Here is an 11456-nt window from a genome sequence, read left to right as displayed (position 1 = left end):
CAAAAATATCATGAATTTATTTTAGCGCTTGCTACAAGAATTTGGGCAGATATATCTGTAGGTGTTCGAAGTAGAAACAAGGTATTTTGAAAGAAATGAAGATAGTGAAAAATTGGATCAAACCTTCTGTGGCAGTGGTTTTAGCCGCTGGATACTTAGCGAGTTGTTCCCCAAATCAATCCAACTTAAGCGGTTTACTTGGTCTTTTAGGAAGCTCAGGCTCTTCTAAACATGTAGACGAAACAGGTCCTGGAGCAGTTAAAATTGCGGATGCAGGCTCATTATATACAGAACCTTCTTATGGGCAGGCTCTTTCTTCTTCCAGTAAGGAAGCAATTTCTCCTTTTCCAGCAGGTATCCCAGTCCCTGATTCTAAAACTGGCCATTATGCCTGTACCACTACTAAGTGGGGAGCTTCCGAAGTAAGAAGTCTTGTGGACAGAGCAATCCTGAACCAAGGTTCTGAGGTGCTTTATCCAGGCGCGGTATTGCAAGGTAAGTTTTTAGAAGCAGGAGGTTATACTCCAGTTACTATTCCAAGATCAGGCGGCAAAATTTTCCTAACTGGTCTGAAACTTTCTCCAAACGCGATCTACTCTAAGGAATTGCCTCAGGTTAGTGCATCTAATATCCAACAAGGGATCCAAGATATTCTATCTACAGATGTTGTAGGAACTGCAGCAGATGCTTCCTTTAGCGTAGAGCAAGTTTATAATGAAAATCACCTTTTATTCAATCTTGGATTGGATGCTCGTTTCTCTGATGTCGGCCTAAAGGTCAGCCTTGGAATAGACAATCTTGGCAAAAAGAACTATATTTTAATGAAGTTCACTCAAAAGTTCTACGACGTAAACTTCGAAGATCCTACACTTTCCACTTCCGTATTTAGAGATGGAGCAAACTTCCAAGATCCGGAAGGTCAGATTTCTGCAAACAACCCTCCATTATACGTTTCTAAAGTATCTTATGGTAGAGCGGTTTATTTCCTTTTGGAATCAGAATACACAGCTCTCCAAGTTAAAACAGCATTAGAAGTAGCTTGGGATCCAGGAATTCTTTCAGCTGTTTCTCCGGTTCCTCCAATAGGCGGAGAAGTTTCCGTAACTCATGAGCAAGTTTTAGACAGAACTAGAATTGCTTACTTTGTAAGAGGTGGAAATGCAGGTTTAGCTCTGGCTCCCATCAGCGCTGCTGATTCCGCTACGCCAGGAAGTATGTACCAAGCTATCCGTAATTTCTTAGCAAATCCGGAAGCCGCAAACTATTCCGCAGCAAACCCTGGGGTTCCTATCGCATATACATTGAACTATCTGAAAGATAGATCTGTAGCTAAAATGAGTTACACTACAGTCTATGACCAAAGAGATTGTGAAGCAACTTATTCAGAAAATCCGCAAGTATTTACTGCAAAACTTGGAAAAGTGGATGATAAGGTTCGTTTCCTAATGGATGGACAAGAATTCTTCTCTACAAATCCGGAAGCTGATGTTTATACAGGACCTGAGATAAATTTGAATAATGCAATGAGCGTTGGTTCAGAGCATGAGTTCACAGTGGAATTGTATAACTCGAATTGTTTCGGAACTGCTTTGGATATAGATTTGAAACTGAATGGAACTGTATTAAGGACTCGTAGTCTGAACAGAAGTATAAGCACCTGCGGTAAGCAGTTAACTTATAAATATAAACTGAATAAGATTACTGGTGCTTGGTCCATTATAGAAGAAAACGAAACTCCGGAAATGTAATCACTATTAACCGATCTTTTAGGCTTCTTCTCTAATCGGGGAAGAAGCCTTTTCTTTTTAATGAGAATGGTTTTTGTGAAACTCCCAGGCGCTAAAAACTATATCTTCTATTTTTGCAAATTTAGGATCCCAACCCAAAACCTTTTTGGCTTTGGTATTGTCTGCGATCAATTTAGCAGGATCCCCTTCTCTTCTGGGACCGATTTTGTAAGGTATCTGCACGCGAGAAACCTTCTCCACCGTTTTGATAATCTCCAAAATAGAAAATCCTTGCCCTGTTCCCAGATTGAAGAAATCCGATGCCCCACCTTTTTTTAGATATTCCAATCCGAGATGATGAGCCTGGGCCAAATCCATTACATGAATATAATCTCGAACTGCAGTCCCGTCTTGGGTATCGTAATCATTTCCGTTCACTGTAAGTGAATCTCTTTTTCCTAATGCTTTTTCAATCACTATAGGAAGTAGATGTGTCTCTGGATCATGCTCTTCCCCAATATCCAAATCGGAACCGGAAGCATTAAAATAACGAAGTGCTACAAACTTTAAGTCGTATGCGTGCGAATAGTCCGCCAAAATTTTTTCGATCATTAGCTTGGACTGCCCATAAGGATTGATCGGATCTTGCGGAGTAGTTTCTAAGATTGGAACTTCTGTAACAGCACCATACGTAGCGCAGGTAGAAGAGAATATAAAATATTTGACCCCATGATTTCGCATAGCTTCCAAAAGTTGGAGAGTGCCCATTACATTATTAATATAATATTTTTGAGGATCTGTAACTGATTCTCCCACATATGCTAATGCTGCAAAATGAATGACGGCTTCGAATTCGTGTTCGGTAAATACACGCTCCAGGTCCGCTTTATTTAGTAGATCTCCTTTGAAAAACTTTCCCCACTTGACTGCTTTCTCATGACCATTGGAAAGATTATCGAATACTACCGTATCCACACCTAATTTATGGAGATATTTATTCATATGGGAGCCAATATATCCGGCTCCACCTGTGATCAGAATTTTTTTCATAAAGCTTTTACATGTATTTCAGAAGGATCGAAATTGTAAAAGGGAATTTGAGGCGTTCTTAGGTATCATCTCCGTTCTTATGAGAAGAGCTAGACAAGGATTCTTTTAGACTAATAAAATCAGATAGAATAAAGATGATCGTGATAAAAGATAGAATTGCTTCAAAAATTACCAAAATCTCTGCCTCAGTACTTTCCGGAACAATTTTGATAATCCCGATATTTGTGAAGATCATTAGACTGAAATATAAAAATTTAAAAAATAAGGAACCATTACTCAAACCCTGTGGAATCCCAGAGAATGAACTCAAATCTGTTTTATAAATACAAAGATAATCAAAACCAAAAGATAAAACGATTACACTGATATTAAATGCAATAAATACCAGAAATTCATAATACTTCAAATCTAATCCTGAAAATTCAGAGATCCTTCTAAAACCTTTAATAAAGAAATAACAGGATTTGAAACCTGCAAGCGTCAGTATAAGATATTTTATCTCCAAACCTGCAAATTCGATTTCATCCAAGAAGATCAGAAGTATCCCTAAAGAAAGGATAAATACATACTCTATGGATGTTTTGAGTATAGTGGTGATAATATAACGATCAATTTTCATGGTACTTCCAAGTTTAAATGCCTATGATATTTATCATTACGTTATAATAGATAAACATCCGTCCAATCATTGACAAAGACTTAAAATAGAAGAATATTTTTTACAGAGATATAGTCAATAGGTGTTCAATATGAAATTTATAAATTCAAATTTTTGGGACAGAGCATTCAGAGTAATCTTAGGAACCTCCTTAATTACATGGGCATTTTATATAGAAGATTTATATAAGATTGGGATTTTTGCAGTCGGTTTTGTAATACTAGCAACTGGAATTATAGCTTGGTGTCCAATTTATACATTATTTGGTTGGAATACTCGTACCCATTCTAAAAAATCTTAACATTTGGAAGGTTTAAGTTTTCAGCAAGCATCTGAACTTCTACAAAAGTTTGGACCAAACGAATCCAAACTTAAAAAAACATCTTTTTGGAGGATAAGCCTTTCTATTCTCGCAGAGCCAATGCTCTCGTTATTATTGGCCTGCGGTTTTATCTATGCATTACTGGGAAACTTAGAAGAAGCGATTACACTTTCCATTGCAGTGATCGCTGTTATTTCGCTCACAATCTATCAAAAGAACAAATCTGAAAAAGCTTTGGAATCTCTCAGAAAACTTTCTCCTTTGCGGGCCAAGGTGATCAGATCAGGAAAGAAAATTGAGATAGATTCTGCATTCATCGTGCCTGGAGATCTGGTATTTTTATCAGAAGGAGATAAGGTACCTGCTGACGGTTACTTAGTTGATGGATTGAATCTACATTCGGATGAGTCCCTTTTAACAGGGGAATCCATCCCAGTTTTAAAGGAAGAAACAGATCCAAACAACAAAGGACCTTATTCTGAATCACAGAAAGTATACTCCGGAACAAAGATCGTTTCCGGAGAAGGTATCTTTAAAGTATTATTCACTGGAGACTCCACGTATATTGGGTCTATCGGAAGAGAAATGGGAGAAATTTCAGAATCCGAAAGTCCTCTCCAGAAAGAAGCCAAAAGATTCACTACATTCTTCTTTTTAGGTGCATTAGTAATTTCTATTTTTCTCACCTATGGCCTTGGAATACGAAATGGAAATTGGATGCATGCTGTTCTGGCTGCACTTACATTTCTAATGGCAGTATTACCGGAAGAAATACCAGTTGTGCTGAGTATCTTCTTTTCCTTAGGAGCTTGGAGAATTTCTAAAAGTGGAGTTTTAACAAGAAGGTTAAACTCTATTGAGTCATTAGGAGCCGCAACCGTATTATGCGTCGATAAAACAGGAACCTTAACCGAAAACCAAATGAAAGTTAGAGGTTTAGTTTCTTCGTCGGAAAATAGTTTATTCGAATTTAAAACTCCTGAGGTTGAAGAAGAATTCCATCTACTTTTAGAATTCTCAATTCTTGCTTCCAAAAAAGATCCGTTTGATCCAATGGAAAAAGCCATCAGAGAATTGGGGTTCAATCTTTTATATGACACGGAACATCTTCATACAGACTGGACCTTAGAAAAAGAATATCCACTTTCTCCGAAGCTACTTGCACTTAGTTATGCTTGGAATTCAGAAGAACCTGGAACATTTGTGATCGGCACGAAAGGTGCCCCAGAAGCGATATTCGATCTCTGCCATTTTTCAGAAGAAAAAACCTCCTATTGGGAGAAGATCACCGAAAAATATTCTCTACAAGGATATCGAGCTATAGGAGTCGCAAGATCCAGGATAGTAAATTCTTCTCTGCCCGATAACCAACATGATCTTACATTCGAATTTTTAGGTCTGATCTTATTAGAAGATCCTATCAGAGAAACTGTGCCCTCTTCCGTTTCGGAATGTATACGAGCTGGGATCAGGGTTATAATCATCACAGGGGATCATTCAGGAACTGCAAAGGCAGTAGCTTCTAAAATAGGATTACAAGATCATAAAGAAAGTATAACTGGAGATGAGTTAGAAAAACTTAGTGAAGAGGAGTTAGATTCCAAATTAAATACAGTCGGAATTTTTTCAAGGATCAAGCCAGCACAGAAATTAAAGATTGTCAGAGCCTTCCAGAAAAAGGGAGAAATAGTCGCAATGACTGGAGACGGAGTGAACGATGCACTCGCTCTACAAGCGGCTCATATTGGGATCTCCATGGGAAAAAGGGGGACAGACGTTGCGAGAGAAGCTTCGGATCTCGTGTTGCTCGACGACAATTTTTCCTCCATAGTTAAGTCTGTATTTTTAGGAAGAAGGATCTATGAGAATATACAAAAAAGCGTTTCTTATATTCTATCCGTTCATATACCAATTATAGGAATGTCTCTGCTTCCCGCTTTTACAGGAGATCCAATCTTCTTCTTTCCTGCACATATTTTACTATTGGAACTAATTATAGATCCAACATGCTCTATTGTCTTTGAATCATTGGATTTGGAAAAAGGAGATCGTTATTCAAGCCCGCGAAGAAAGAATTCTAGCCTAATTACATTATCTCGATTTACATTATCGTTTTTCCAAGGTGCAGTCGTTTTGATCATATTATTATCTATGAATTTCTGGATGCAGGAAAAAGGTATTAACGAGAATCAAATTCGCTCTTCTGGCTTTATCTTTCTAGTTGTATCCAATTTCAGTTTGATGCTTACAAATTTAACTCATAAGGGTGGATTTATTTCTATATTAAGATCTTTGCATTCCAGTGTCTTCTGGATTTTCTTTTTAGCAGCTTCTACACTAATTGCAAGTTTCCAATTTGAATTCAGTCTTAGATTATTTGGCTTTCAGAGAATTCCGATAGAGTGGGTAATTTTCTCTATTTTATTAGGACTTATTTCGGGTCTCGTTTTCGAAGTGAGAAAGATCCGATTTTTCAGATAAAGGAAGAAGGGAGAATTCCTCCCTTCTCCTTAAACTATAATTAGTTAGTAATTTTATTTTTGATAGAAGGAACAGTTTGCAAGTAAGCAAACATAGCTGCAAGATCTTCCTCATTCATTCCTGCATACATTGTCCAAGGCATAATTGTTTGGAATTCTCCATCTTTCACAGGATGAGCTTTATATTTAGGAAGCTCCATACTCTTAAATCTTTTAACAAACTGAGCTTCTGTCCAATTGCCAAGTCCTGTTTCTTTATCTGGAGTAAGATTTGCAGAAATAATTTTGGTTCCATTTCCTAAAGGAAATTCAAATCCTCCAGCTAGTTCCATACCTTCAATCGGCTTTCCTTTATCTTGTTTTGTATGACATTCAGTGCAAGCAGCCGCAACAAACAGATATTTCCCATAAGCAACCTTATCTTTTTTATCAGGAAGTTTTCCAAATTTTGCAGGAATAGGTATTGTTCTTAAGATCAAGTTAAATGGAAAATCAGGTTTGGAGCTAGGATTTTTCTTTTCTATAGGCTCCAAACTTCTTAAGTAAGATATAATAGAAATTAGATCTTCTTTATCCATCTGTCCGTAAGCTGGGTGAGGCATAACCGGAAATAATGCATTTCCTTCTTTATTGATCCCACTGGAAATCGCTCTTAGAATTTCCCCGTCTGTCCATTTACCTAATGCACTTGGAGTAATATTTGGTGCAACGAAAGAGCCGGGAAATCCAAGCTTTTGATCAAAAACTTCTCCACCTTCTCCCAATGTTTTAGGAATCAATGGACCGGAAAATTTTGACCATTCTCGGATGGAATGACAATCCATGCAGGCTGATACATGGTTTGCAAGATACTTTCCTCTTTGTATTCGCTCTACACTATTTCCTGCAGAAATTTCTTGAGCTGGTTCGACATTCGGAAATTTAAAATATAAAAACCCAATCACCGAAACCGGTAAAAGGATAATTAATACTCCAATAAGCTTCAGGATTTTCTTCATTCACAGTTCCTTTATATTTTTCTAATCAATCAACACAGATTTATGATACTGTTATGATTACTTTACCAGCGGCGTGGCCTTGTTCAACGTATTGGATAGCTTGCGGAACTTCTTCCAATTTGTATCGTCTATCTATTACGGACTTGATTTTTCCTGACTTCAATAAGTCTGATAAAAATAGAAGATCCTTTTGATTCGGCTCGGAAGAAGCAGCAATAATCTTTTGGCTACCACTTAGGGAGATAAAAGGTCCCAAAAGTAAGGCTTGGAATAATTGGGCTGTGCCACCTCCAGCCATTACATACCGACCTTTGGGACTTAAGGAACTCTTGTATTCGGAAAGTGTTCGATATCCATTTACACCAATGATGAGATCGTATTTTTTTCCGTTTTGGATAAAGTCTTCCTTGGTATAGTCGATCACATGATCTGCTCCAAGCGATATCGATTGATCCATTTTAGAAGTGCTACAAACAGCAGTCACATCAGCACCGAAATATTTTGCGAGTTGTATTGCGAAGGTTCCAACACCTCCAGATGCTCCATTTATCAGAACTTTTTGTCCTGCTTCTATCTTACCAAAATCTCGCAAAGAATGTAAAGCGGTCATTCCAGCCAAAGGTAAAGCGGCAGCATCTTCGAAAGATACATTAGATGGTTTTAAAACAAACTCATCTTCTTTACCACATTTGTATTCCGCAAAGGCTCCAAAGCCGCTTGCAAAAACATCTCCGAAAACTTCATTACCAGGATTGAATTTTGTAACACTCTTTCCAATAGCTTCTACAGTTCCGGCAACATCTGCACCTAATATCGAAATTTTTTTTGGTTTAAAGAGACCTGCATAAAAGCGAACAAGAAAAGGATCTGCTTTCATCATGCGCCAATCCGCTGCGTTCACAGAAGCGGCTCTTACCTTTATGAGGATCTCATTATCCTTAGGAACAGGCTTTTGCACTTCTTTATATTGAAGTACATCAGAAGATCCGTACTTCTCGTATATTATTGCTTTCATTGCTATATTTATACCAGGCACCTTCAAATTCAGACCTGGTAGAAAGAAATTGTAAGGAGAAATTATTTCTTATTATTCCGTTCCAATCTGCACAGAGGTAATATAGAAGAAACAATTAAAAAAGCGAGTATAAAAGGAGACTACTCAAATTTACAGATTTTTATCTCTTCGACAAAAGAATTCTGCTCAATGAAAGTTTTCAACCGAATTCTATTTCTTAGTAAATTTTCTATTTTATGCGGAAGTCTTCTCCAAATGGCTTTTGAATTGGTGAACAATTAATTATGCTCATAAGGACAAGGAGAGAAAACGGAATTATAAAAGGACTATTTTTATCACTAGCTATTAAATAATTTTACCAATTGTTTGTAACTAGACAATTCACAAACAAATTCAATAATAGTAATAATGTAAGAATTAAGTTGGTTTTTTTCATTTAGTGATCTTATTGAATATTATCCGAGAATTTCCCAAAGCGACTTCAACGACAATTCGAAAAACTATCGCGATTTACACTTGGTTCCAAGTCTAAAGAAATTCCGGCGTCAAGTGCAAAGCGATTTTCCGTACCTTCGATCTTATTACCGCGAGGGTCCTTTAAATTAATCCTAATGGAAAAATTTGCAGGTACGTCAATGGACCGAGAAATTTCACCGCCGCCGACAGGCGCTTTATTTCTATTGTAGACTTTTACTTTAAACCGATTCTTTCCGCTTGGAATAGGTAAAAAATATTCGCAATCGGGCAAAAAATTAAATCTCGGTTCATTTCTAATAATTTGTGGTAAAGAATTAAAATCTTTATAAAAATTTCGCCAATATCCGTATTCCGGATTAACGCAAGCAGACGGAAGCAATTCTTCGTTGTCTATAAAAACAGAAACGAAATATGTTTTCTTGTCTGTCGCTGAACTAAGGAAATCATCTCCGTTTTTAAATCCGTTCTCCAGGCTCGGTAATTTAAAAACTATATAAGAATTCGAAAAATTTCCTAATTCTTGATACTTATAGTTTGGTCCAATCGGACCCCAATGAAGACAATTCATTAAGCACGTAAAATGCAGTAATACTATCAACTTATTGAATTTTATTTGCTTCTTCACAATGATCCTCCGGAGCGGCTATACGGTAAGAAAAGCCAAGACTTAACCCCGTGTTCTTGAATAGTATGAAATTGTATCTGTTGCAATGCTTCTTCAATCCTTTGATTAAAATGTGCATTTTTCATAGTTACTTGCTAAAAAGCTACTTTCTATATTAGCTGTTAAAGTAAGCAAGGTATGCCCGGCATTGACTTGTCGCTCGTCCCAATTTTTTGGTTCAGGATATGGAAACCCTTTATAATGAAGAGTTATTCTAAGAGATTGGTTTTCAGGAAGGTTGACATCTTTAAATATTTTGGTGGTATACCCATGCAAATATTTCCCGAGACGAACCTCGTATTTATTTTCCCCGCCATATATAGGAAAAACCAATTCACATCCTGCAGGGAATCTGAATTGTTCGTGATCGTTCCAAAGCTTGAAAAAATTCAGTCCTCTATCTGGATTTATTAAAACTCTTCTTTCAAATACGGTTCCCTTTTCTTCTCTCAATACAGCTATCATATATTCCTTATAGGAAAGCCTTTGAGTTTCATCAGAAAATTCCTTTGGCAAATAGATTTTAATAAAGTTATTTTTCGACTCGAAAACTGAATTCGGTATATGTTGCCAATACAAAATATTACCTCTACAGTTCATAATAAGCAAAATAGAAAAAATAAATATCAACAATCGATTCACAAACTTCCTTCCGCATGGAATTCCGGTCGTTTCAGTGGCTTGTATCGACAGTCCGATAGGAATGCTTTCGATTTATTCAGTCGGACAATCGTGAAATTTATCATCTTTTAAGGTTGGCTCAATGTGATATTTTAATCTTACTCGGTTGCCAATACGATTTGCAAGTTTTTGAGAAAAATCAATTGGGGTTGTATATGGAGGCTCTATTAAGTCAACGGTAATTACAATTGAATGATTCTCTAATATATTTTCAGTTATTACTATATTTGAAAAGAAGCCATCCGGGTATCGATTTACCTTAATTTCATATGTATATTCTCCCTTCGAAATTGGCATAATTAATTGGCAATCGGATTTAAAATGAAATTGTCTCAAGCCGGTCCAAAGTGTATTAAACCCAAGGTTACGATCATCATTAATAAGCAGCCGTCTTCGTAAGAAAGTATCCTTTTCTTCTTGAAATACTGAAATCAAATAGCTTTTCACTTGAATTCTTTCTTGTAAATCCGTTAGCTCGGACGGTAAGTAGATTTTTAAAAAATTTCCGTCTGAGTTTTGAACAGGATAATAAGGCAAACGTCGCCAATATAAAATATTACCTTGGCAATTCAGTATCAATAGAAAGAGTAATAGCAGAATTTTCTTTTTCATTCATCCTTCCTATTTATTGAAAATGCTTTTTGCCTAAAGATAAGAGTCCCACCTAACCTTACCCTATTTAATTTCACAAGGTTTCAATAAATCCACTTCAAGGTTTGATTCTACTGTAGCTATTATTTCATACCAGGAATGTCGACTTGTTTCATTTGCCAGTCTTTCACCAAATGTCTTTGCATCTGGATAAGGAAAGCCTTTTTCTTTAAAGCTTAAACGTATAGAATGATTTGGAGGAAGGTCGAAGGATTTTGTTAATACTCCTGATTTTTCTATACTATGGTTTTGAAAAGAAAAAGTGTAGGAATATTTACCTGCATTTATTGGCATTCGATACTCACAATTTTCCAAAAAATCGAAACGGATATTATCTAAGTTATTGGGAATAGTTTGATAATTAGCGTAATACCCTAACCAGTAATCCTTTTCAGGATTAATACTGGAGGGGAATCCGAGAAGAGATAATTCGTCGCTGAAAAAAACATATAAGGAATATTCGTTTTTTTTCTTCTCTTTATTTGAAATATCATCCTTATAGGTAAACTTTACAAATGTATTGTCACTATGCGAAATGTTTCTTTTAGAAAAATATCTATCTCTTCCACCAGAACAGCCTAATAGCGACAAAAATAAGGAGATTATTAAAAAACAATTCATTATAAACTTCCACCGCAAGCCTTGTAACTATTATCTCCAAATGTATAAGCTGCTCCTATTGCTTTACTTTGATCTATTACTTATTCTTCGAAGGATTATTCGAATTTTTACC

11 protein-coding genes are annotated in these 11456 nt (G+C 36.4%); 3 read left to right on the top strand and 8 right to left on the bottom strand.

Features of this window, described 5'->3' with window-relative positions; translation table 11 throughout:
* Positions 1 to 95 precede the first annotated feature (95 nt).
* The gene (locus tag CH362_RS09755; RefSeq protein WP_100710155.1) at positions 96 to 1748 is read left to right on the top strand and encodes a thiol-activated cytolysin family protein; all 1653 of its coding nucleotides are present in this window, start codon (positions 96 to 98) and stop codon (positions 1746 to 1748) included.
* 57 nt (positions 1749 to 1805) lie between these two features.
* Here CH362_RS09755 and galE read toward each other — a convergent pair whose 3' ends face one another.
* Together galE and CH362_RS09745 are read right to left on the bottom strand one after the other, a co-directional pair.
* Complete coding sequence (gene galE / locus CH362_RS09750; RefSeq protein ID WP_100710154.1) at positions 1806 to 2777, bottom strand: UDP-glucose 4-epimerase GalE; 972 nt, start codon at positions 2775 to 2777, stop codon at positions 1806 to 1808.
* Positions 2778 to 2835: 58 nt separating this feature from the next.
* Positions 2836 to 3396 (bottom strand): ion transporter, encoded by a 561-nt coding sequence (locus CH362_RS09745; protein WP_100710153.1) that lies wholly within the window; start codon positions 3394 to 3396, stop codon positions 2836 to 2838.
* Positions 3397 to 3526: 130 nt separating this feature from the next.
* On the opposite strand from CH362_RS09745, the gene CH362_RS09740 reads away from it, so the two are divergent.
* Positions 3527 to 3736 carry a YgaP family membrane protein gene (locus tag CH362_RS09740; protein WP_100710152.1) on the top strand — a complete coding sequence of 70 codons (210 nt, stop codon included), beginning with the start codon at positions 3527 to 3529 and terminating at the stop codon, positions 3734 to 3736.
* Positions 3737 to 3739: 3 nt separating this feature from the next.
* The gene (locus tag CH362_RS09735; RefSeq protein WP_100710151.1) at positions 3740 to 6238 is read left to right on the top strand and encodes a cation-translocating P-type ATPase; all 2499 of its coding nucleotides are present in this window, start codon (positions 3740 to 3742) and stop codon (positions 6236 to 6238) included.
* Between the two features lie 40 nt (positions 6239 to 6278).
* Here the strand turns inward: CH362_RS09735 and CH362_RS09730 are convergent, their stop codons facing one another.
* From CH362_RS09730 to CH362_RS09705, 6 genes are all read right to left on the bottom strand, one after another.
* Positions 6279 to 7235 carry a cytochrome c gene (locus tag CH362_RS09730; protein WP_100710150.1) on the bottom strand — a complete coding sequence of 319 codons (957 nt, stop codon included), beginning with the start codon at positions 7233 to 7235 and terminating at the stop codon, positions 6279 to 6281.
* Between the two features lie 40 nt (positions 7236 to 7275).
* On the bottom strand, positions 7276 to 8250 hold the full coding sequence (locus CH362_RS09725; RefSeq protein WP_100710149.1) for an NAD(P)-dependent alcohol dehydrogenase: 975 nt from the start codon (positions 8248 to 8250) through the stop codon (positions 7276 to 7278).
* Positions 8251 to 8731: 481 nt separating this feature from the next.
* A complete protein-coding gene (locus CH362_RS09720; RefSeq protein ID WP_100710148.1) occupies positions 8732 to 9352 on the bottom strand; it encodes a hypothetical protein in 621 nt (206 codons plus the stop codon).
* Positions 9353 to 9457: 105 nt separating this feature from the next.
* Complete coding sequence (locus tag CH362_RS09715) at positions 9458 to 10033, bottom strand: hypothetical protein (protein ID WP_244280538.1); 576 nt, start codon at positions 10031 to 10033, stop codon at positions 9458 to 9460.
* A gap of 72 nt (positions 10034 to 10105) precedes the next feature.
* The gene (locus tag CH362_RS09710) at positions 10106 to 10684 is read right to left on the bottom strand and encodes a hypothetical protein (RefSeq protein WP_100710147.1); all 579 of its coding nucleotides are present in this window, start codon (positions 10682 to 10684) and stop codon (positions 10106 to 10108) included.
* Between the two features lie 63 nt (positions 10685 to 10747).
* Positions 10748 to 11344, bottom strand: a complete 597-nt coding sequence (locus CH362_RS09705) for a hypothetical protein (protein WP_100710146.1) — start codon at positions 11342 to 11344, stop codon at positions 10748 to 10750.
* Positions 11345 to 11456 lie beyond the last annotated feature (112 nt).

It is taken from the genome of Leptospira saintgironsiae, assembly GCF_002811765.1.
Taxonomy (GTDB): domain Bacteria; phylum Spirochaetota; class Leptospiria; order Leptospirales; family Leptospiraceae; genus Leptospira_B; species Leptospira_B saintgironsiae.
The sequence above is the reverse complement of the archived record's forward strand: the minus strand, read 5'-3'. Positions and strand labels throughout refer to the sequence as shown.